The organism is Marinomonas shanghaiensis (assembly GCF_003259175.1).
In the GTDB taxonomy this organism is placed as follows: Bacteria; Pseudomonadota; Gammaproteobacteria; order Pseudomonadales; family Marinomonadaceae; genus Marinomonas; species Marinomonas shanghaiensis.
Genome location: NZ_QGOK01000010.1, coordinates 119,078 through 141,507 on the forward strand (window position 1 = coordinate 119,078; position 22,430 = coordinate 141,507).

Consider the following 22,430-nt stretch of genomic DNA (forward strand, 5'->3'; position numbering starts at 1 on the left):
TGTATTACCCACATGCAAATTAACGAAACCAGCACTATAAGTTAAATCCACTCCATAATTCCCCTATATAGCCGTTGTTCCAGCAATGATATTAGCCTCAGCTTGAAGCTGTCAAAAACTTGTTTCTAAAGCGTTTTTTGCCATAAACCCCAACTCCATCGGTTCACCATGCCCAAAAAAGTAACGCCACATAGCAGCCCCATTACTGTCCTCTCCAGTCCACGAAGGATCAAGTATTGATAATAAGCGCTCATCGCATTCAACAAAAGACATACTACCTTTTGGTGTAGTTACACAACTTAAAAAGAAACCGACATTTTGCCATTCAGAGCTTAGAAAGGACTGATCCGAATCATCATACATACCTATATCTTAACTAAAGCAGAGACATGTAGAACAAGACCCAGCCCTACAAGAATATTTCAATTTAATACCATTGTCTTCAGCTGCATCAAGTAAATAATAACCATCATCACACTCAAAACTGCCTGCATTTGAACTAATAGAATAACTTGCCATAATAATTCACACCTCAACGTCCCTATACTTTATGAAAAATATATTCTACAGATATTTTTTATTATTAAAACCCTCCACTACTCAAACAGTAGACGGTTTATTATCCCTACTAAATTTCAACATTTAAGTGTTATCAGAGCTTAATCGACTTACATCGCTTTTTTTGTCGAATCAAGCTGACGCCCGCCAACACAGGGCGAGTGCAAACTTCTCGCTATATCGATATAACCCATATTCAGAATTCTGAGAACAGTAACCTATGACGATAGTCATGATCATACTTTGCCTTGTTCATCTTTCTTGGATTCGACAGCTTAGTCGAATCTTTTTTCAGTAAATTCATCGCCAGTCGTCTGAAGCAGGCCATTTTTCAGGCCCCTTTCCAACATATGTTTTTTGAGCACCTTCACCAAACACCACGTCCAGCACCCAATGTTGCTGATTTTCCGTTCGCAAATGCCCTCTTGTTGCCTGCATCGCCTTTTCCAGCGTGGGCTCTCCAGTACAGACAAAATAGGCGGCTTCATAAGACCAGACACCTTTGAAACAGCGCTCTCGGGTGACCGCGATGGCGCTAACCAACATCGGCCACTTCTTTTTTAAGCTCACCGCTGAGGCTCAGCGGTAATTGATAAAGTGTGCGTTTTTCCTGTCTACCATGCCCTTTTTTTGAGGTCGTCAAAGAAACTTGATCAACCTCCTCCTTCTTCCAATATGCCAGAAAGGGGTCGTCCACCGCCTCAAACAATTTGGACTGGTTCTTCTTTACCTGCACGAGTGCCGTTGCGTCTTTGTCTACAACCTGCTTAAGGTGTCTGCCTGACAATGCAGGGCATCCATTGTCAGAATACAGCCTTCAATAATTAGGCACTCAATTAGGCTACGGACCGCTTCAATTTCCTACCCTTTACCGAAAGTGGCCTTATGATACAGTACCAAGCCTTCCTGAATATCGAAGGCCGATACCTGACCTAACGATGTTTTTCATAACGTTGCACGCCTTTCATGTCCTTACCATCTAGAGCGATGATCACCTGACCGTTTCGCTGTCGGTTTTGGTTTACCTATTCCACCAGCGCGGCCAGCAAATTTTCCGGTACAATAGCTCTGACGATACGGGCAATATTTTGGCAAGTTGGAATGCCATTTTCATAAGGAAAATAGCGTCGTTGCCACTCCAGATTGCCGTTGCCGAAATCTTCGATATCAGACCAGCCCTGATGGCCACAACTAAGGGCGACTAGTAATAGAAAGCTGACCTCCTGCACTGGGTAGACTTAGTTGATATGTGAACGCATTTCTTGAACTTGACCAGGACAGTGAATGAGTTCCAATGGGACATCCTATTACAGTGAATTCGCGTCAATCCAAGCACAAGATAGCTTCTAAATCCTGTTACTCCCTGTCATCACTCAGCATCAAACTAAACGGTATTTTTATATAACCAAAATTTTGCATTCGCCCTACCTCAATCACAGGCCTGATTTGCTTCCCAACATTTTATTAAAAATATAGTACGAAAAATATTATAAATCCGTCTCATTTATTTTAAATAAAATATACTTCCATTCATAAACATTAAAAAATATTATAATAACTAGTAGCCAGTTCCATCAGAATAACTAGTCCCATCTAAAGCGTTTACTGTCAGTCCACCAGCAGTACCAGATATTATGCCAGTCCTAATTGTGCTTGCTCCTCCGCCTGTAATAGCCCCAGCAACAAAAGCACCAGCAGCTCCTGAAAAACTCATTGGCTGCTCTTGAATTGATGATGATGCTACGTAACTTCCGACACCGCCCACCCCACCAACAACGCCTCTAACGGCAGCAACTACGACAGGAGCTACTCCACCATTCACACACTCTAGCTCTCTAATTGTAAGATCTCTCATGCTATCCTCCTTACACAATATATTCACAAGAAAACTAATCCCCTCAACACTATAGATAAAGAAATACCTATTACGCCGGAGAGAGTTATAGCTTTCGAATGCGTTTTCTTCCCTAAAAAACTTAATAAAAAAATCTAAACCCTAGATTAATTATAAAAGAAAACAACAAACCAAAGGACAAAATCCATAGACCTTCTAACTCAGCTAAACGACAAAAAAATATAAATTCCAATCTACACATAATTCAACCAAAAATTAATCTTTTTTTCGTAGATAACAAAAACAACTCCAATAAAAAAGAGACAGACCAGAACCTATAAATACAAAACCATAAACAATTTGACTATAAGTCTCAACATAGTATCTAGGCACAACGTAAAGCATAAAAAATCCAGCTAACATCATTAAAAAATAAACCGTAAGCTCGAGCAAAATAACTTTTACAGGATTTTTAATATAACTTATATTATTATCATTTTCATATTTTCCGACTGCATAAGAGTTTATCATAACTCCAAAAAAAACCGTGCAAACTAGTGCAATAGAAAAAAAAACATCAAAATAAAAAATTATTTTATCAACCACACCTATTGCTTTCATTTCTTCATTTAAGAAAATAAAAGCAAAACCTAAAACACTAAATTTACCAAAAAAAATCATAAAAAAATCATGCTTTTTAAAAACTTTCTCTGCTTCAGCTTGTAATTCTTTCATATCACCTCTCTCTATTTTTTATATAATTCCCAATAAAAAAAACAACACCTTCCATCCGTTATTTTAATTTAAAACCCCATCAACATTATATAAACAAAATAATTATTTTAAAATCTGACAGATGTAGGGGTTCTATTTCATCTATTCTTGACACCGTTTTTCGTATTTAAAAATCGAGTCAGCAAGGGGGAGTTTCGCCCCCAAGCAGCTCACAGAACCATACGTGACAGTCTCTCGAAATAAGACTCTTTTTTTCGGAACAATTATTCGGGCCAATGAAAAACGCAATACTCAGTCACTCAGAGTCAGCGATAACTTCAATCATTTCGTCCACTTTAAAATAGCGACCTGCAGCTGCGTTCACTTTCTCTAAGCTCGCCTCCGCATACTCCTTGTTACGAACAATCCATGACACCATTGTTGTTCCGTCCGCCAGTTGTTTCGACAACAATCTAAGAACTCTCCTATCATCACTTAAAGTATTACGTCGCTCAGTCAAAATAGTGTATTTTGCTAGATCTAACTCATATTGAGAAACGCCGAATTCAGCAATGCGATTCACTTCTTCCTTAATAGTGTCTGCTAATTGCTCTCCCTGTCCTTTAGAAAAACCACCTCGAATACTCACGAAAGCATGATCACCTTGAGTCGGTACATGTATGGACGATCGAATGTCATAAGTAAGCAGCTCTTGTTCACGCAAACGTTTACTTAAGCGAGAGGTTAATGGGTGTCGACCCAGTACATGCTCAACAATAAAAAGTTCAGTATTTTCTTCGGTAGAAGTATTCGCAGAAAAATAGATACGGCCTTGATAATAACCGCCCTTTGAACCCGCCTGAACGTCTTTTCGAACAGGAGGTTGCTCCCGATGTGTCATTATAATTGGCTCGTAAGAGGAGAGACTCATCCAATTGCCAAACAGTACTTCTAGTGTTTCTTTGATCTGCTCAGAATCAAAATTTCCACTAATCGCCACTTCTCCGTACTGAGCACCATAATAGTCTCTATGGAATTGTTGTGCCGTTTTCCGAGTTACCTTTTCAAGCTGCTGCCGTATCTCCTGTAGCTCTAGATGGCGTCTAACATCCTGTTGTGAATAGTGTTGTTCTGTATAACGTCGCAACGTTCTGTTCACTAGGTCAGCAGGCTGAGTAACAGGTGTCATTAAAGCTTGCATTTGATGCCTTTTCACCAAATCAAACTCACTCTCTGGAAATGCAGGCGCTTTTAACACCTCAGCAATTAAGCTCAGCACTTTTGTTACATTTTCCGGTGGGCTAGCAAAGCTGACGTTTAACATGCCCCGCTTAGGCATAACCTGAAAACCTGCGCCCAATTGATTCACTCTGTCTACCAGCGCTTGATAACTACGCTTATGTGTTCCTCTTATCAGCAAAGTGCCAACAAGATCGGATACGGCCTGGGTACCTTGTAAGTTTTCTAAATCACCAAAGCGTAGATTTAGGTTACCTAGAACCAAATCTTTACTATCTGGCAAGGGACGTAACGCTACCTTCATGCCATTGCTCAGCTTATCGCGCTGAATGCTGTCTTCTATTGCTCTAATATAAGCATTAAATTCCTCAACATCTGGCATATCTAACTCTACAGCAGCTTTCTGACTAGTAGATACAAGTGGGGACATCTTTGTCGATGTGGCACTTCTGTTGCTACTTAGCGGCTCTTTAGTATTATCTGAAACACTCTCCTCTTCATGCTGGGCTAGTAAATAACCCACCACTGGCTTTTGATCGGCAAAAAGAGTCTCAACTTGAACTTGTAATTGCGTTGGTGTGAGTGTCTCAACTTGATCATGGCGCTGAAAGTGGAGCAACCAATTCCCCTGTGCGACGGCTTCCGAAAGTACGTCCGATAAACTAGCAGTATCATTCAAGATCAAATTTTTAAGCGGGCGCCTCATCGTCTGAATACGCGCCAGTTCATCCAGCGGTATTGGTTGCTCTCGTAGCCGTTCTATTTGAGCGATAAGTTCTTGCTGAACAATCAGCGGTGATTGACCTTGCGCTAGTACCACTCCAATTATCACTTGCCCACCTTGCCGAAAAAATTGAGGAATAGCAAAAACGGATTGAGCTTTTCCTGAGACAACAAGTGATTGATAAAGCCGCCCATGAGGCTCACCAGCCAACATTTCGGCAAGTACAACTAATGCGGTGTTACGCTCATCCTGACTAGGTGGTAACTCATAACTCAAGGCCAATATGTTCAGTCCCCCCTGCTGAACTTGAATAGTACTGTCTGTATTTTTCGAAGGCGTATGTTTGATGTTATGGATAGCATGAGCAGAAGGCTTAATCTTCGCGAATCGATCATTCACGGATGAAAGAGCTTGATCTAAATCAAAACCACCAGTTAACACAAGTACGGCATTATTAGGGTGGTAATAGTCGGCATGAAATTGACGTAGATCTTGAAGCGTAATTGCTCGCAACTCATCATAGTTACCAAGAACGGGACGTCCGTACCCTTTTCCATCCCATGCTGTCGCAAGCAATTGTTGATTGAAGAAGCCTAATGGATCATTTTGTGCTCGAGTAATCTCTTGGCGAACCACTTCGACTTCGGCACTCATATCCGATTCTGAAAAAACGGGAGCCACCATACGCTCGGCTTCAAGCTCTAACAGAAAATCCAACTTACTCTGATCTGCATGGAACATAGCGGAATAGCGAGTACGATCAAAACTGGTTGTAGCATTAAACTGAATACCTTGCTCTTGCAAATCAGCCAGAAGCTGTGGCCCTGTGCGCTGCGTTGTCCCCTTAAACATCATATGCTCAAGTAAATGCGCTGTGCCAGGAGCGCTTTCTGGGTCAGCTAAACTCCCTGTCAAATATACAAGGTCAACATGAATGACTTTTTTCTCAGCATCGGGAGACAGCAAAATGGTCATACCATTTTCTAGTCTATACTCGTCAATCCCCTCCCAACTTTTCATCAGTTCAGGCAATGCTTTTGCTTGAACGGAGACAAACACTAATAAAATAAAAACCATATACCGCAACATTGATCTGTCCTTAATTAGAAATCATGCAACTTCGTCTGTGTCTAAACGAATGTCTTCTGTTATCTTTCCTTGTTCAAGATGAATTATCCGAGAAACCATAGCAACCGTTTCTCTACGGTGAGCAATAACGACTCGCGTCATGGACAGTGATTTTAAATTACTGACCACATGTTGTTCGCCATGCAAATCTAAATGGCTGGTGGCTTCATCTAACGCCAAAATACTAGGTTGCTTATACAAGGCTCTTGCTAATAACAGCCGCTGCTTTTGACCACCGGACAAACCACTTCCCATTTCAGCCACTAACGTCTGATAGCCCATTGGCATATTTATAATCGCTTTATGAATATTGGCCTGCTGTGCAGCCGTTTCAATCCGCTCTTGCGTTGCGCCAGCCTCGAAACAAGCAATATTTTCAGCAAGAGAACCCGCCATGAGCTGATCATCCTGCATCACTACACCAACCATATTCCTTAAAGCCGTTGGTCCCAGCTGACGAATAGAGGTACCACCAATGCGAATATCACCCTCTGTTGGTTCTAACAGGCCCAACATAAGCTTAAATAAAGTAGATTTGCCGCAGCCAGAACGGCCGACTAAGGCAATAGAATCACCCGCTTCAATGGTGAATGATAGATCCTTGATGACCCAACGCTCTCCATCAGCATATCGAAAAGACACACTTTTAAACTCGATACGTGGCTCAACCCTGCTAAGGTCGGTTTCAATGGCAATATTAGGTTCCGGTGTTTCAAGAGCAATATCGGCCAAGCGCTCCCCATGCAAAGATAGCATTTTGATTTCAATCCCTAGATCAATCAGCTTACTTGCACGAGCAGTAAACTGACTTTTGTAAGCAAGAAACGCAAGTAGCATGCCTAAGGTTAACGTATTTCCTAAAACCGCCAATCCACCGACATACAAAAGCACCATGCCCTCCAAGCCAAAAATCAGCGTATTGAGACCACCAAACACCAGTAACATTTTTTGGGTTTTAAGGTCTCGATTCTGTACATCTGTCAGTAAATTTTGCCAAGTAGCTAGTCGTAAAGGCGTTGAGTTAAAAAGCTTAAGCGGTTGTACCGCTCGAATAGTTTCTAAAAAATACGCATTTTCTCTTGTCGCGAGAACGATACGTTCTTCCATAGCATTTCGTAGGGGAGCATAAAAAGCCCAACGAAGAAGTACATACAAAGCAACCGCTGTCAGAACAATCACAGTCAACATTTTACTGTAGAGTGTCATCAGAGTGAGCGTGATCAAGGCAACCAACGCATCAAGCAAAATAGTCACAGCGCCATTTGTAAGAACCGCACGAATAGCATCTAAAGATTGAAAGCGAGCTGTAATATCACCCAAATGCCGTTTCTCGAAAAAAGACCAAGGCAGTCTCAATAAATGGTGAAAAAAATTGCTGGTCCACTGCAACGTCAGCTGTTGATTTAGCCTTAACCCCATCCAGCCCCGCGCCATACGTAAGACAAAGTCAATAACCAACAAGAGGCAACCACCTATTACTACCAGTAGTAATAGATCATAATCAGCCGAAACCAATGCATGATCCACAACCCATTGCATAACTTGTGGCGATAGCAGAGCGACAACTTCTAGAGCTAAAGCAAGCATAAGGATATTTACCAGAGCTCGTTTTAGACCAAGAATACGTCCCGTTAATTCACGAAGCCGTAAACGAGGCTTCTTCTCTGCTGGTAGGAACCTTGCACTTGGTGTCAGCTCTAAAGCAACACCAGTAAAGCAACGGGACACATCATCCATGGTTAATGTCCTTCGCCCCACTGCAGGGTCAAGAATAGTCACCTTCTGAGCACCCACCTTTTCTAACACCACAAAGTGATTCAAGCTCCAATGTAGGATGCAAGGCAGACGAAGCTGCTTCAATTCATCTAATTCCAACCGAACTGGACGACTGGAAAAATCTAATGACTGCGCATAGTGAAGAATTTGCGGAAGACTGGTACCTTTGACCGAGATAGAAAAGCGCCGCCGTAGTGTTGCAAGATCTAAGTGCGACCCATAAGCACTGGCAAGCATTACAAGACAAGCAAGTCCGCATTCATGGCTTTCTGATTGAAGAATAACTTTCATTTCATCAAACCATATTCAAGGCTGTATTCTTTTCTTCCAATCCAATGGCCACACTGTCAGAACCTGAAATCAGCTCTAGTACATCATTTAGTGCAAGCTGAAATAACAACTCGTGGAGTTTGTCACTAGGGTAGCTTGAGAATACAAATAGAACATCGCTAACAGTACAAGCCTGATGCTTATTTATATAATCAATAAGCCCCTGACTAATCTCATCTAAATTTATTTTGTTACCATTCACTACCACAAAGTCATTAGAGAACGAATAGAGAAAATTCACATTAAGCCGAATTTTTTGAGTCACTTCCAATTGATTTATTTTTCCATTGGCAAGGGTACTAAGTGATATCGGTGAATCAACTCGATGTTGCCCTATATAGTCTGCCATAAACTGCTCATAAGTCGCCTCATCAGACATTAACGATGCAAACTCCTTTCCAAATCGCTCTAATGATTCTTTACTTTCTTGGAATCCATGTAAATTATGGCGACCATCCACTATATTAGGGGCCTTCTGCACGAGCCAACGAATATAATCAAAACCCGTTGGCGCGAAGGTTCCAACAGCCAAATGAAACGTTTCTTCTCCAATAGGAATCGGATTATGCCACCAGCCTCGAGGTACATATAAAATATCGCCCTCTTCAAGCACGACATCTAAATAAACCTTTTCCGGCTCCTCAGCATCAGGCATATCTTTCGTTTGCTGCATATACAAAGGGAGTTCAAAGGTTGGTTCTTTTAAAATCCAACGTTTACGGCCTTTTAACTGAACAGCAAAAACATCTCGAGTATCCCAATGGCAACGATAAGAAGGCTTAGCACTAAATGCAGCATAACCACTGGTAATGACCTGTGCTTGAGCGAAGTTAGCTATTTGTCGAGAAATATTGCTTATAAAGGGCTCATTACGGATACGATTATAAACTAAGGTTGCACCTTTTCTCATATAATCATAAATAACAGGTTTTATATAACGATATTCAACTCGCCCTACATTTAAATAGGATTCCAAATATTCAGACTTTAGCACCTCATGACCATTCATCAATTTAAAACTAGGGTCGGATGCATCAGCCCGCTCATATATTTCACTAATATCTTTCCAGGACAACCCAATATCAGACATGACACTTTTAAAAAGAAAAGGTTTTTTATAAAGGTGGTTAGAAATAAAATTCTCTCTATATATATCGAACAAAATCAAAATCCTTTTAAGATCAATAATAAAATAATACTAATTATAGTTTGTACCACTTAAAACAATAATCTGAGCCATCGACCGCATTACCTGCCGAACCTCCCGCAATAGAAGAGAGTACTGTTGTTCGAAGAATGTGTGGAGATAGAGTGCCTGCCAAAGCCGCGGTACCACCAATAACTGCAGCTATAGCAGCTCTTTGCGCTGTTGGCTAACTATCTTGAATTAAATTAACTATTAGATAACCAGCATAAACTACTACTGCTTTAAATATCAGCACAATAAAAATAAAAAAGAGCTAGTAAAACACAATAAATATTAAAATAGATTAAACATAAAAATTATAATAAAGCCCTATACCATAACCATTAATAAAAAACCCCAATTAAAAACAATAAAAATCTCAATTTAATTCATTTTTATACTTATAAAACTCTCTATAAATAATTATAGATATCAACATACTCTGAGTTGATATAACCAAATCTTTTGACTCTCCTAAATATAAAAAATAAAATGAGGAGGAAGCTGAAAAAAACACAAAAAAACCAAACAAATATATTAAAAATCTTAAAAACATGCCATTACCTCTTATAAATTCTAGAGAGAATTAATTGAAATCAATAACCTGTTCCATCAGAATAATCTGATCCATCTTGATACCAGTCATATACACCAGCAGCAAGGCCAATCGCACCTCCAACAACAGCCCCTATAATTCCGGCTCTAGACCCAATAGCTGCCCCCTTAAAACCGATCCTGCAACTGCACCAGCTCCGCCGGCCGTAATTGTAGCGTTTACTGTATCAATAGCATTCCCTGAACCAGAAACCAGATCTAATTCACTTATTGTCAACTCTCTCATAAATAACCTCTAAAAAATTATCGATTTTCATAAATTTAAAACATTATTTATACTATAAAATCTAAATTTAAAATAAAACCCTACAGATGTAGGGTTTTAAAATTCACCACTACCCATATTTTCACAGTAATAAATTGATACCAGCTGCTGTCTAGATGAAACCTGCTTCTTTCGAAGTAATGAGGATACATGGTCTCTCACTGTGAAATGACTGATATTAAGCTCCGAAGCAATTTTCTTATTGCTCTTCCCCTCTGCCAAAACTCGTAGAACTTCCTGCTCTCGATTTGTTAATTGCATAATGTTAACCTTTCTTGTCTAAACTATATTTTTCGTACTATTGAATAAATAGGATCGAGAATCCACTCGTAGATTCTACGTGTGTCCTGTTGAACATCAGCTTCAAGCTGCATACCTGGGAGTAACGGTTGAGAACCGCCATGATGTTGGGAGTTTATTGCCACAGTAACTTTATAAAAGTTCTGCGCTTGATTTTGATTGACAACCGTATTCTGTAGAATACTAGCAATATGTGTGGGGAGTTCTTGAAGTGAATATGGACTGCTTGCAATACTCGTAATGCGTCCTTGCGCCATGCCAAATTTCTGATATGGATAGGCAGTGTAACGAAGCGAAACATTTTGACCAATGGCTATAAAACCTACCTGACTGGGCGTAATGTATAGATGAGCTTGCAGCTTACTATTCTGAGGTACGAGACTGGTCATTAAAGTATTGATCGTGACTTGCTGACCTGCTTGAACATTTAAACCTGTCACTTTTCCACTAAAAGGTGCTTGGACAATTTGCTTTGAACGTACATTGTTTTCAGCTATTTCTTGCTGTAATAACGCTAATTTTTGCTCAGCCTCCGTCATCTGACGTTGATATTGCTCTTCTTGATCTTGACGTTGTGCTATTAGCTCTAAACGATTATTTTCTAAACTGCTTTGACTACGTATGAGAGATTGCTTTTGGCTAGCTAAAACCAATAACTCAGCCTCAGCATCCTGTAATTCAAAATCAGCAATATGACTCTGATCACGTAATATTTGCAAACGATCGAGATTTTTTTCCGCGAGCCTCTCTCTTTGCCTTAATAAATTAATTTCTGTTTCAAATTGCGCTTTTCCAATCTCGATCGATGACAGCCGAAGATTCAATAAATTTTTCTGTCGAGCAAATCTCACACTGGCTTGCTCTTTTTCCTGCCTTATCAAAGACTCTCTCAACGCTAGCTTTGCCGCTAAAAGACTCTGTAACTCACCAGCACTGGAAATACGCTCATCCGATACCGTTAATAAAGAATCACCTGATTTAACAAATTGGCCCTCTCTGACGCTTACATCTACCACTTGGCCTTGTGTAGGAGCAAGAATCCTCAGCACTCCTTGGTTTGGAGCCAAAATACCTGAAGCACTCACTTTTTGAGTATGGGTGCCAAAGAATATAAACGCTACAACAAGGATCGCCAGAAAGAGAGCAATAAAAGCAATCCATGTATAGTTCGCAGGCTGGTGAATAAGCACTTGCCCCATATGAGAATGGTGCTTCTCACGCAAAGCTTCTTGCCTAAATAGAGTTGAGCTAGGTTGGTTCGTTGTTTTTTCCATAAAACCTACATTCTGATGACATCCTATCAATCAGCCTATTTTTACATAAAAAAAGCGATAACGAAACTCATTGCCATTTAGATAATCAAACAGTGTAGAAAAGCGCTCAACTTTAGGACAAAGCTAAACCTTTTCGATCGTTAATTCATTCATAGCGCTTTTTTGTCGAATCAAGCTGACGCCCGCCAACACAACAAAACCAAGTACAAACCAAGACCCAATGATAACCCCGGTCCAACCATCCGCTTGCCAGAAAGGATCAAGATAAAAGCCACCAAGACTGGCACCTAAGTAGTAAAACACTAGATACAAAGACGATGCACTGGCTTTGGCGTGTGTGGCATTACGACTGACAAAACCGCTGGCCGTGGAATGGCATAAAAAGAAACCAAAGCTATTGATCAATAAGCCTAAGATGATTGCTAGTAAAGAATCACCAAGGGTCACTAACGAGCCAAACATGAAAATACAGGTGCCTAGCACCATAATATTCGGCTGGCTCCAGCGCTTGGCAAGCTTGCCTGAAATCGCCGAACCCAAGGTGCCCGACAAGTACGTTAAGAAAAGCAAGCCAACGTATTTAGCGGTTAAGTTATAAGGCGAAGCTTCCAAAACGAAGGTCACGTAGCTGTATTGATTGATAAAAATGAAAAAACTGAAGCCACCGATTAAATAACAAGTCAGCAAACGGCGATTCTGTAGGTGGCCTTTCATGTTCATCACTATGTGGCCGATACGCAATGGCTTTGGCTCGAAATGCTGGGATTTGGGCAATAGAATATAAAAAGCCAATAAACAAAATAGGCTAATGGCACTCATCACACCAAAGGTCGCTGATCGTCCCAGCCATTCACCAACAAAACCACCAATAAGACGACCACCAATGCCACCTAACGTGTTTCCACTGATGTACAAGCCAACGGCTACCATCAAGGCTTCAGGTGTATATTCGTCTCCCAAATACGCAACCGCAATGGCTGGCAATCCAGCGAGAAAGAAACCTTGCAGAGCACGCAATGCCAGTAAGGATTCATAGTTTTGCACTAACGACAAACAAAAAGTGGTGGCCGTAATACCCACCATGGTCATCACCATAATGCCTTTGCGACCCAAAGCGTCTGAGATTGGACCATAAAAAAGCAAGGAGATACCCAACGTCAGCGTTGTAATGGTAAAACTACCACTGGCCTGTAGCGGGGTTATAGAAAACTCATTGGCAATCATAGGCAACAAAGGTTGCGTCACATACACATTGGCGAAAATCATAAAAGAGCCAATAATAAGCGCCACAGTGCCTCGCCAAAAGACAGAACTACCCACTTCGATCACGACCACACTCCCAACGGTAAACCAAACAAAATAACGCGTTGTTCAGCACTATACGCCCAGCCAAATAATCAATAAAATATATCCATCTTATCCAATCCATAAGGGTTATTGATGGACATTAAACCGCTGCGTTATTTTATTGCGATTGCAAAAACAGAGAGCTTCACCAAGGCCGCGCAACAACTGGGTGTTGCCCAACCTGCAGTGAGTATGGCCATCAAGAAGCTAGAAGCGGATTTAGACTTAACCTTAATCCATCGAGCAGACCGGAATATTGGTCTTACCGATGAAGGCAAAAAATTGCTGATTCATGCGGAAAAAATCATTCAAGCCACAGACGATGCCTTGTTGGAAATGAGCGAGCTAAAAGGACTAAGCCAAGGTGAAGTTCGAGTAGGTATTCCGAGCATGCTGGGCTCTTATTACTTTCCACCGATTCTGATGGCATTTCGCCACAAGTATCCCACTATTACACTTAAAGTCATTGAAGGCGGAACTTGGCAATTACAAAAAATGCTTGAAAGTGGCGAATTGGACCTGAGCGTTATCGTCGCTGAAACCCTTCCTGATAGTCTTCAGACTCAAGCCCTCATTCGAGAGGAAATGCTGGTAACGGTAGCCACTGATCACCCTTTCAGCCAGCTCACGAAAATTTCCCCTGAGGCGTTTTTCGAAGAAGAGTTAGTGATGTTCAAAGAAGGGTATTTTCATCGGCGAATTGTCGATAAATTAGCCAAAGACTGCAAACGAATACCTAAAATTGGTTTTGAAACCAACTTGATTCCGCTCATCAAATCCATCACTCAACAAGGTTTTGGCATTTCTACCCTACTCGCCATGGTAATTGAAGAGGACGATGAACTCATTACTCGCTCCTTTGATCCACCAATTTGGTTAGATCTTGGCATTGCTTGGCGCAAAGACAGTTATTTATCAAAAGCGAATCGTGCTTTTTTAGAATTTGTGAGCGAACATGGCCGCTACAAAAGGCGCCCATAAAAATACCCACTTTACGGTTAGAAAAGTGGGTATTCAAAAACACCTAACTTAGATTAATTGAACAAGCGCGTTTCAAACAAAGAGGAGTTTTTAAAGCGCTGCACGCTTTTTGCACCCGCTAGTACAGCCAAATCTAATAAAGGCTCAAGCAATACAACACTGAGATAAGCGATGCCAAACGTCGCCACAGAGGCTAAGTTTTCGGCGCCAAAACCTTGTCCATAGAATGCCCAAAAAGCCACCCAGGCGACAATGCCTCCTTGGTAAGTGAAAGACAGTTGCAAGGCTTGTTTGTAGCTGATGTCAACGTAAGCCGTATTGTCAGCAATGGTTCGACGCGCAATAGCACTCATCGCAAACAAAGGTAACAATAAAGTTGTCACGTTCATGCCATATTGAGGTAAGTCAAATTGAGCAAAGAACACGCCTTGCGTTAACAAACCTAATATCAAGCCAATAGAAGCGGCCGCTGGGCCAAAAATAAGAAACAAGGTTGAGCCTAAAATAAGATGCACTTCCGATACACCAACAGCGTGATGAGGCAAGAGTTCAAAAAAGGCAAAGACAAACAGAGTGGTTAACACACTACGACCGACCAAAGACAGCAGACCGTCTTTTTTTATCATATCGATAGAGGCTTTCGCAGAAAAGCCAAACGCTACCAATGCCGTAGCGTAACTTAAAACAATTTTTGCGCCATCAACGACGCCAGGTTCAATATGCACTATGTGCCTCCAAAATATGCTTCATACTCACCCGTATGATTCAAATTAGCGGACTTGTTTAGCCATATTTACAAGGTTAAAAAGTCCTAAACAATGAAGGCCGGTCTCCGGACTGATAAGCGTTTGGTCGATCTGTATTACTGACAATCTCGTCCCTTCCCATTCAGCACTTTTTATAGCCATGAACAGTGGAAGCAAGAAAAATACACCACTTATTTACCGTTGCGGGGGCAGTACAGGGATTGCTTAAAAATTAAACGCACCTGTTTCCCGTTTCACCCTTTTATAGGCACCTTCACAAGAACTGCGATATGCATTTCAATTCCATTCGCAGAGATTTGAAGCGTACGTTTTAACCAAAATTTAAGCAACTACAGCGTGAGAAATAAGGAGACGTTAACAAATGCCCTGCTTGTTACTGCAAACAAGAAAGGCATTCATCTAAGTTTGATAATCTGAAAATTTTTAAGAAGATTTACGTCCAGATAAAGAGCTACGAGCATTCATTTTAGACTCGATATTTTTTAGCAAAGATGTTCTATGAAAGATCGTCCCGCCTATGATACCAATCACACTGCCAATAGAGATATCAACCAAACGATGTTCTAGTAAAACCGCCGTACTCATATTTGCACTGGTAAACTCGGCCATAATAACCGTTAACGGCGTAATAAAGATCACGGCCGCACCGTAGTTTTTGACGATCAATAATTCCACAAGAAATTGAAAAAAGATCATACTAAGCGCCAACACCCAATAATTGGGCTGCAAAGAAAACAAACACCACGCAACGCCCATACCAATTGCCGTACCAACAATACGATGAACATTTCGATGCCAGATCATACGATAAGTCGCGCCTTGTAAAATAGCTGCGCAAGAAATGGGCACCCAAAGCGCATTAGGCAAGGCCAGCCATATCGCGAACAAATAAGAAAAAGCGATAAAAAAAGCCACTAACGCCGCTTCCAGGATAATCGCATTGACCTGAGGATCGGTTTCTACTTTTGTGGCAGGCAAGTCGTTCGCGCCAGTCATTACGCTATAAACAAAGGCTAAAGCACAAGATAAGATCCCTCCCAAAGCCACCATACCGATATTCGAGGTCCATTTACCTAAATCAAAAGGCAGATAGATCGCCAAAGCAGAAACGAGAATAAAGAAAAAACTGCCTGGAGGCGGCAAACGGTAATAACGTGTGATAACAATCGCACCAAAAGACAACAACCCAAGCGCCAAAGCCGCTAAATATGGATTAAAGCTAGACAGCGAGCCAATGGTAAAACACACCATAAAGCCAAATGAACACATGGCGAGCGTCACCATTCGATGTGCTGTGCGCGTTTTAGGCAAATATAAAATAACCATCGCCCCTAAGCTTGATAGCGTTGCTACCGCAAATTGGTCTGTAGCCGCACCAATCAAGGCAGGAATACCAACACAAACAGCGGCAAGAACAGCAAGGTGCCAAGGACGCTTAATGTCGCTCCATGAAAAAAGGTCTTTTAACTGAATCAAGAGGGCTTTTATCAACGAGATACTCCATGAAAATCTGTTTAGTAGATAAACATTCTATCACCATTCTCTCCTCTAAATAATGAAAAAACACACAAAACAATAGGCTCACTCATCCTTAAAAGGCATCAATCAGCGTTCAAAACGAAATAAAGTGTTTTAAAAGCCAAAACTCTACTATTTTTTTATATTTCCTTATAAAAAAATATTATAGTGTCGTTTGTAACTTTTTGTTTCTCAATGTTGCCATTATCAATCTTCTGCAAGGACACAGATTATGAACCTCATTCGCTCACTCTTATCCCTTTTAATGAAGGATAAGATCGTTGCCTCCGCCAACTTTAATCGCTGGCTCGTTCCTCCCGCTTCCATTGCTATTCACCTATGTATAGGCTCTGTTTACGCGTGGAGTATTTTTAACCCAGCCTTAACCAAAGAATTTGGCGTCGTCACCAGCGCAGCAGAGGACTGGAGTCTCAGTAGCGTTGTGTGGATATTCTCCGTTGCCATTGTTTTTCTCGGCCTGTCAGCTGCGGTTGCAGGAAAATGGTTGGAAGAAGTTGGCCCTCGCTGTGTAGGCGTCACAGCGGCGTTCCTTTGGGGCGGCGGTTTTATTATCGGCAGCGTCGGCATTTCGACCCATCAACTATGGCTAGTGTATCTAGGGTACGGTGTATTAGGTGGCTGTGGCTTAGGGCTTGGCTATGTTTCTCCCGTATCGACGCTACTGCGCTGGTTCCCAGACAAACGCGGCATGGCAACCGGCATGGCAATCATGGGCTTCGGCGGCGGCGCAATGATTGGCGCCCCCTTAAAAACCTTTTTATTAGAAAAATTCGCAGTAGCTCCAACGTATCTTGGACCAGAATCGGCGGTCAACCTTATTACTGAGGGTGGAAGACGCTTCGCTGAAATGGCAAATGGACAGCTTGAAGTCGTCGTAGCCAGTGCATCAGAAGCCTCAAAACTCCCCATTCCAGGGGAAGCAGGTGTGTATGTTGTAGGCACGGGAAATACTGGCGCTGCTAGCGTCTTCCTCACCCTTGGGATCGTGTATTTCGTTATTATGATGGTCGCGGCATTTGCTTATCGCGTTCCACCTAAAGATTGGCAACCAGAAGGTTGGACACCACCAGCCAAAGATAAAACCAACAGCATGATTAGCCGCAATCACGTGCACATTGATCAAGCCTTAAAAACACCGCAATTTTGGTTATTATGGATCGAACTCTGTTTCAACGTGACCGCGGGCATTGGCGTGATCGGTATCGCAAAAACCATGATGACAGAAATCTTTGGCACCACCTTGCCAACGATTGCCACAGCCAGCTTTGCAGGCACTTATGTCTTGATGATTTCGGTCTTTAATATGTGCGGTCGCTTCTTTTGGGCGTCCACATCGGACTTCATTGGCCGTAAAAACACCTATCATTGCTTCTTTGTACTTGGCACACTTTTATACCTTTCTATTCCATTTGCAGCGTCTGCGGTCAGCGCTGATCCGTCGGTCACTTGGTTAATCATGTTCTACGGGGCCAGTATGATTATTTTCACCATGTACGGTGGTGGATTTGCGACTATTCCTGCGTATCTAGCAGATATTTTCGGTACCCTACACGTCGGTGGCATACACGGTCGATTACTGACCGCTTGGGCAACCGCTGGCGTCTTAGGGCCATTTGTTATCACTTATTTAAGAAACATGTCAGTGGAAAGTGCCATTCACGACTTAGCCAATAAAGTTGATCCAGCGGCTTTTGAAGCCAAATTCAATGCCTCTATTTCACAATTAAATGAGTTAATTGCAGCGAAGACCGTCACCGTGAGCAACCTGATGGACATTGCGCCTGCAGGCACAATAGACCCGACCTCTGGCCTTTATAACACCACCATGTACGCCATGGCAGGTTTGTTGGTTATTGGCTTTTTTGCGAACCTAATGATACGGCCAGTCAATGAAAAACATCATGTGGAAAAAACACATCCAAATTTATAATTATTGACCTAACGTCACTATTGGTTACAAAAATAAGAACAGCAAGACAAAAATCGTCTTGTTGTTCTTTATGTGAAGTGGTTCGATCAATCGTGGAAAAGCAAAGTACGTCTTCGATTGCCACAACCTTTTAAAACCTATTTTCAGTCATTATTTAGCAATAAAAGTAAAGACAACTACAATCATAATAGCTTTATCTAATGCTGTATTGGCCTGATTGCAAAGCATATTTTAACTAGAGGAATACTCCATGATACAGCTTATTAAAACCATGCCGATCACACGACAATTAGCTGTCGTGGTGTTTTTGGTCTCCATTACCTGCTTTGGAACACTCACTTGGCTCACATCAAGTAAATCTTACAATGGTTTTATGGAGAGCATAGAACACGAGTTACAGACCAGCGCTGGACAAGGAGGTATGTTGCTCGATTTTTATAATGAAAATCTAAAAAGCAGCACAGATAGACTGGCCGACATATTTTTCACGCTGTTTCCTAATGGTATCACAGTGAGTGATTCTGAAACGGTGAAAATCGGCGAATACGACAGCCCTTTAGCCACCAACTCGGGCGAAGTCATTAACCTCAATTTTGATAAACCAGATCAATTCACCAAGATGACGGGCGGCACTGCAACCGTGTTTATTCGTTATGGTGATGACTTTTTACGTATCAGTACTTCACTCAAAAAAGCCGATGGTACTCGTGCCTACGGTACCTTGTTAGGCAAAAGCCACCCTGCTTATCAAAAACTGATTAATGGCGAAATATATTCGGGTCCGGCGGCCTTATTTGGTCGTAACTACATGACAAAGTACGTTCCATTTAAAGATTCAACAGGAAAGGTCGTTGGTGTGCTTTACATCGGCTTTGATTACACAGAAGGTCTAAAGAACCTAGAAAAAGAAATAAATAGCCTATCGTTTGGCGAAACAGGAAAAGCCACCGTCATTAATCTTCAAGAAGGCAAAGACTTTGGCAGAATCGTTGTTGATTCGCAAAATAAAGACAAACTCTTCTCTGAAATTGGTGTGCAAGAGGCTGACCAGTATTTACAACAGATAAAACAGCAAAAGAACGGCGTGTTTCAAACCAAACAAACAATCAATGGAAAAGAACAAGACATCGTTATGGCATTTAGCCGCGCCGAAAAATGGAACTGGGCAATCCTAACGGGCGGTCCTGTCAACGAATTCACTGTGGTTGCTAGGTCTGTTCAAAATAGCCTAATCCTTGTGTCTATTCTTTGTGCCATTATCTTAGTCATCATGATTGCTTTCATTACACAACGCGTACTTTCCCCACTGAAACAAGCAGGGCAAGATTTGCAAGCTTTAGGTAATGGCGACCTCTCTACCGATTTATTTCATCGTCATTCACATCACCAAACAGAAAGCCAAAACGAAATCGATGTGCTATTTAAACACGGCCGAAATACTATTACTCAGCTAAGGGCGATGCAGTTAGAAGTTAGATCGTGCATGGAGCTCCTTGCGGACGCTAGTTCAAAAGTACAGTCAACCGCCAATCTCGCGTCTAAAAGCATGAGCAAACAACAGGAAGAAACAGACTTAGTGGCAACCGCGATGAGTCAGATGGTCATCGCGGTAGAAAACGTCTCGCAGAACGTCAACGACACCACCAATGAAACTCAAAAAGCGGACAAAGAAACCAAATCCGGCACCCAAGTCGTCGATAATGTCGCTTCGGATATGCAAGGTCTGGCAAATGTGATTGGACATGCTTCTACTGTGATGCAAGACGTTGAGAAGGAAAGTATTAGTATCGGCTCCGTATTAGACGTAATTCGCAGCATTGCTGAGCAAACCAATCTACTTGCCCTTAACGCGGCGATTGAAGCCGCACGCGCAGGTGAACAAGGCCGTGGCTTTGCTGTGGTAGCAGATGAAGTCAGAACGTTGGCCACCCGAACACAAGATGCCACTGCAGAAATTGAAGGCATGATAGCCCAACTGCAGAAATTGTCCAAAACAGCCTCTATGGAAGTCATTAATGGACGAGATCAAGCAGCAGGCAATGCAGAAAAAGCCCTAGAAGCCAGCAAGGGATTGATGAAAGTGACCCAGTCGGTCAGTCTCATTAACTCCATGTCGATTAACATTGCCAGCTCGATTACTGAACAATCCGCAGTGGCCGCCAGTGTAAATGAAAACCTTGAAAATATTCGCAACCTATCAAACGATACCGCGCACGGTGTGAAAGAGATGATGGTCACCACCAAAACGCTTTCAGAGGTACTAAACAAGTTGCAATCTTCTATTGATCGCTTCTCTTTGTAATTTCAATATCTTGATTCGCTAACGCTAATTTTTCACCTGCCACACAAAGCAAAAAGCGAACCCATATTGATGGGTTCGCTTTTTTAATACCTTGTTTTAGATCTTACTTTTGACGGCTCTACTATCTAAAAATACGGTCTGACCAAACGGTTAAACCAGCCGCCACACTGCCAAAGTGATCGCCATCTAACACAGGAATATCACCAAGCCGGTGTTGAATCGCCTCGCGAATCACTGGTGACTTGGCCGACCCACCTGTTATGTAGATCAAATCAGGCTTCTCGCCTGCTTGCTCTATAGCCAACGTCATCAAATTCAGCATTTTTTCTAAGGGTGAAAATATGGACTTAGTCAGTTCTTCACGGCTAATAGAAGCGCTTAGGTCTGTTTCAATATAATCCAAGGAAGCAAGGTATTGCGACGTATCGGACAAGGCGATCTTAGTCTCTTCCGCACTGCGCACTATGTGATAATTATGCTTTTCTTCTCGCATTCGTAAAAATCGTTCAATCAATTTGGGTTGTGCCGCATCCAAACGCAACTGATTAATCTGATGCCTTGTTTCCATACTATTAAATGTCGCGATAGCTGACACGTCATTGGTTGTAATTGCATTCCAATACAACTGAGTCGGCATGGGTAATCCTGTTTTCAATAAAGAATCCATGCCAAATAGCGGCATAAAATGCTTACCCGCAATTTGTATGTCTAAATCATTACCGCCAACACGTTCTCCCGTGTGTGCTAAAAAGTCATTTCGTCTGTCTTCTTTTGCTAAATACTCAGGTCCCATCCGAACCATAGCACAGTCAGTCGTACCACCACCTATGTCCACGACCAATACTGTCTTGTTTTCTGTCAGAGTGACTTCGAAATCCAAACCCGCCGCAATCGGCTCATAAAGAAATTCAATTTCTTTAAAGCCAGCCCTCTTACCAGCGGTTGTTAATATGTCTAAAGCTTGGCGATTACTGACTTCTGCGTCCAAACCTTGAAAATTCACAGGGCGCCCAATAACTGTGTGGGTAATCTCAGCGCCCAAGCTTTTCTCAGCACGCTGTTTGATATTCTGCATCATCACGGTGACAACATCTTCAAAAAAATGAATGTGTTCTGCTCGCAACCCTGCGCCACCTAAAAAGGATTTTGGTGATTTAACAAAATAGCCTTCTTCCGGCCACTGGAAATATTCATTGAACGCTGCGCGCCCAAAAAATAACGTTTGATCGTCCTCCGCAATATCTTCCTCATAACGAGCACGCTTGGCACGTGCTATCGCATTTTGGCGCAGCTCAGCGAACGCTTGCCGAGAAACAATATCACCGATGCCTCTTATTACCGATTCCGTAATTAAGTCTCGATCTAGCGCATACAAAGTGGAAGGGAGAAAAGCGTGGTCATCTTCTAAATTAACCAAGCGTACACGCGAGTTTTGCACTATACCTAATGCACAATTCGATGTTCCGTAATCAAATCCACAAATCATTTATGCTATACCTAATATCGATAATCAAAGGGGGCGCGGACGATAACAGAAAGATTCAAAAGTATCAAAACTATTCCCCCTGGGTATTGTCCTAGAAATCTTACGCTCAATAACCGAAAATTGCAGAATAACAAC

The 22,430-nt window shown here is 41.9% G+C and carries 19 protein-coding genes and 1 riboswitch; of the genes, 3 read left to right on the forward strand and 16 right to left on the reverse strand.

The genetic code is table 11. The annotated features are described in order from the left end of the window. Nucleotides 1-111: 111 nt before the first annotated feature. The 13 genes from DKT73_RS20530 to DKT73_RS09415 all read right to left on the reverse strand — a co-directional run bounded on the left by DKT73_RS20530 (nt 112) and on the right by DKT73_RS09415 (nt 13,272). A complete protein-coding gene (locus tag DKT73_RS20530) occupies nt 112-363 on the reverse strand; it encodes a 2Fe-2S iron-sulfur cluster-binding family protein (RefSeq protein ID WP_111638292.1) in 252 nt (83 codons plus the stop codon). 9 nt (nt 364-372) lie between these two features. Continuing rightward, nucleotides 373-519: a 2Fe-2S iron-sulfur cluster-binding protein gene (locus DKT73_RS20535; protein WP_111638293.1), complete on the reverse strand. Its 147-nt coding sequence runs from the start codon at nt 517-519 to the stop codon at nt 373-375. Between the two features lie 339 nt (nt 520-858). Then, a complete protein-coding gene (locus DKT73_RS20180; protein WP_198666577.1) occupies nt 859-1,104 on the reverse strand; it encodes a hypothetical protein in 246 nt (81 codons plus the stop codon). Next, entirely contained in the window at nt 1,094-1,345 is a 252-nt protein-coding gene (locus DKT73_RS20185) for a hypothetical protein (RefSeq protein ID WP_198666578.1), read from the reverse strand. The genes DKT73_RS20180 and DKT73_RS20185 overlap by 11 nt, the downstream gene beginning before the upstream one ends. 238 nt (nt 1,346-1,583) lie before the next feature. Beyond that, nucleotides 1,584-1,787 carry a transposase family protein gene (locus DKT73_RS20190; protein WP_198666579.1) on the reverse strand — a complete coding sequence of 68 codons (204 nt, stop codon included), beginning with the start codon at nt 1,785-1,787 and terminating at the stop codon, nt 1,584-1,586. 329 nt (nt 1,788-2,116) lie between these two features. Further along, nucleotides 2,117-2,413, reverse strand: coding sequence for a class IIb bacteriocin, lactobin A/cerein 7B family (locus DKT73_RS09375; RefSeq protein ID WP_111638294.1), 297 nt, complete (start codon nt 2,411-2,413; stop codon nt 2,117-2,119). 255 nt (nt 2,414-2,668) lie between these two features. Then, nucleotides 2,669-3,127, reverse strand: a complete 459-nt coding sequence (locus DKT73_RS09380; protein WP_111638295.1) for a hypothetical protein — start codon at nt 3,125-3,127, stop codon at nt 2,669-2,671. Between the two features lie 295 nt (nt 3,128-3,422). Then, nucleotides 3,423-6,158 (reverse strand): M16 family metallopeptidase, encoded by a 2,736-nt coding sequence (locus DKT73_RS09385; protein WP_111638296.1) that lies wholly within the window; start codon nt 6,156-6,158, stop codon nt 3,423-3,425. Nucleotides 6,159-6,179: 21 nt separating this feature from the next. After that, entirely contained in the window at nt 6,180-8,264 is a 2,085-nt protein-coding gene (locus tag DKT73_RS09390) for a peptidase domain-containing ABC transporter (RefSeq protein WP_111638297.1), read from the reverse strand. A gap of 4 nt (nt 8,265-8,268) precedes the next feature. After that, the gene (locus DKT73_RS09395; RefSeq protein ID WP_198666580.1) at nt 8,269-9,465 is read right to left on the reverse strand and encodes a JmjC domain-containing protein; all 1,197 of its coding nucleotides are present in this window, start codon (nt 9,463-9,465) and stop codon (nt 8,269-8,271) included. A gap of 961 nt (nt 9,466-10,426) precedes the next feature. After that, nucleotides 10,427-10,630, reverse strand: coding sequence for a response regulator transcription factor (locus DKT73_RS20485; RefSeq protein WP_111638299.1), 204 nt, complete (start codon nt 10,628-10,630; stop codon nt 10,427-10,429). A gap of 23 nt (nt 10,631-10,653) precedes the next feature. Next, complete coding sequence (locus tag DKT73_RS09410) at nt 10,654-11,943, reverse strand: HlyD family secretion protein (RefSeq protein WP_111638300.1); 1,290 nt, start codon at nt 11,941-11,943, stop codon at nt 10,654-10,656. A gap of 123 nt (nt 11,944-12,066) precedes the next feature. After that, nucleotides 12,067-13,272: an MFS transporter gene (locus tag DKT73_RS09415; RefSeq protein ID WP_111638301.1), complete on the reverse strand. Its 1,206-nt coding sequence runs from the start codon at nt 13,270-13,272 to the stop codon at nt 12,067-12,069. Between the two features lie 111 nt (nt 13,273-13,383). Here DKT73_RS09415 and DKT73_RS09420 point away from each other — a divergent pair, with 111 nt between their 5' ends. Further along, nucleotides 13,384-14,271: a LysR family transcriptional regulator gene (locus DKT73_RS09420; RefSeq protein WP_111638302.1), complete on the forward strand. Its 888-nt coding sequence runs from the start codon at nt 13,384-13,386 to the stop codon at nt 14,269-14,271. 53 nt (nt 14,272-14,324) lie between these two features. Here the strand turns inward: DKT73_RS09420 and DKT73_RS09425 are convergent, their stop codons facing one another. Both DKT73_RS09425 and DKT73_RS09430 read right to left on the reverse strand, forming a co-directional pair. Beyond that, complete coding sequence (locus DKT73_RS09425) at nt 14,325-14,996, reverse strand: energy-coupling factor ABC transporter permease (protein ID WP_111638303.1); 672 nt, start codon at nt 14,994-14,996, stop codon at nt 14,325-14,327. An 81-nt stretch (nt 14,997-15,077) separates the two neighbouring features. Continuing rightward, nucleotides 15,078-15,308, reverse strand: a riboswitch (cobalamin riboswitch). Nucleotides 15,309-15,461: 153 nt separating this feature from the next. Beyond that, the gene (locus DKT73_RS09430) at nt 15,462-16,529 is read right to left on the reverse strand and encodes an FUSC family protein (protein ID WP_111638304.1); all 1,068 of its coding nucleotides are present in this window, start codon (nt 16,527-16,529) and stop codon (nt 15,462-15,464) included. A gap of 259 nt (nt 16,530-16,788) precedes the next feature. Here DKT73_RS09430 and DKT73_RS09435 point away from each other — a divergent pair, with 259 nt between their 5' ends. After that, entirely contained in the window at nt 16,789-18,507 is a 1,719-nt protein-coding gene (locus DKT73_RS09435; RefSeq protein WP_111638305.1) for an OFA family MFS transporter, read from the forward strand. Nucleotides 18,508-18,757: 250 nt separating this feature from the next. Next, on the forward strand, nt 18,758-20,809 hold the full coding sequence (locus DKT73_RS09440) for a methyl-accepting chemotaxis protein (RefSeq protein ID WP_111638306.1): 2,052 nt from the start codon (nt 18,758-18,760) through the stop codon (nt 20,807-20,809). Between the two features lie 121 nt (nt 20,810-20,930). Here DKT73_RS09440 and yegD read toward each other — a convergent pair whose 3' ends face one another. Then, a complete protein-coding gene (yegD, locus tag DKT73_RS09445) occupies nt 20,931-22,295 on the reverse strand; it encodes a molecular chaperone (RefSeq protein ID WP_111638307.1) in 1,365 nt (454 codons plus the stop codon). Nucleotides 22,296-22,430 lie beyond the last annotated feature (135 nt).

What these genes read in the sequence shown, in the direction of transcription:
- DKT73_RS20535 (WP_111638293.1), bottom strand. Translation starts at nt 519, where the DNA reads ATGGCAAGTTATTCTATTAGTTCAAATGCAGGCAGTTTTGAGTGTGAT.
- DKT73_RS09375 (WP_111638294.1), bottom strand. Translation starts at nt 2,413, where the DNA reads ATGAGAGATCTTACAATTAGAGAGCTAGAGTGTGTGAATGGTGGAGTA.
- DKT73_RS09390 (WP_111638297.1), bottom strand. Translation starts at nt 8,264, where the DNA reads ATGAAAGTTATTCTTCAATCAGAAAGCCATGAATGCGGACTTGCTTGT.
- DKT73_RS09420 (WP_111638302.1), top strand. Translation starts at nt 13,384, where the DNA reads ATGGACATTAAACCGCTGCGTTATTTTATTGCGATTGCAAAAACAGAG.
- DKT73_RS20530 (WP_111638292.1), bottom strand. Translation starts at nt 363, where the DNA reads ATGTATGATGATTCGGATCAGTCCTTTCTAAGCTCTGAATGGCAAAAT.
- DKT73_RS09440 (WP_111638306.1), top strand. Translation starts at nt 18,758, where the DNA reads ATGATACAGCTTATTAAAACCATGCCGATCACACGACAATTAGCTGTC.
- DKT73_RS09385 (WP_111638296.1), bottom strand. Translation starts at nt 6,158, where the DNA reads ATGTTGCGGTATATGGTTTTTATTTTATTAGTGTTTGTCTCCGTTCAA.
- DKT73_RS09380 (WP_111638295.1), bottom strand. Translation starts at nt 3,127, where the DNA reads ATGAAAGAATTACAAGCTGAAGCAGAGAAAGTTTTTAAAAAGCATGAT.
- DKT73_RS09410 (WP_111638300.1), bottom strand. Translation starts at nt 11,943, where the DNA reads ATGGAAAAAACAACGAACCAACCTAGCTCAACTCTATTTAGGCAAGAA.
- DKT73_RS20485 (WP_111638299.1), bottom strand. Translation starts at nt 10,630, where the DNA reads ATGCAATTAACAAATCGAGAGCAGGAAGTTCTACGAGTTTTGGCAGAG.
- yegD (WP_111638307.1), bottom strand. Translation starts at nt 22,295, where the DNA reads ATGATTTGTGGATTTGATTACGGAACATCGAATTGTGCATTAGGTATA.
- DKT73_RS09435 (WP_111638305.1), top strand. Translation starts at nt 16,789, where the DNA reads ATGAACCTCATTCGCTCACTCTTATCCCTTTTAATGAAGGATAAGATC.
- DKT73_RS20180 (WP_198666577.1), bottom strand. Translation starts at nt 1,104, where the DNA reads ATGTTGGTTAGCGCCATCGCGGTCACCCGAGAGCGCTGTTTCAAAGGT.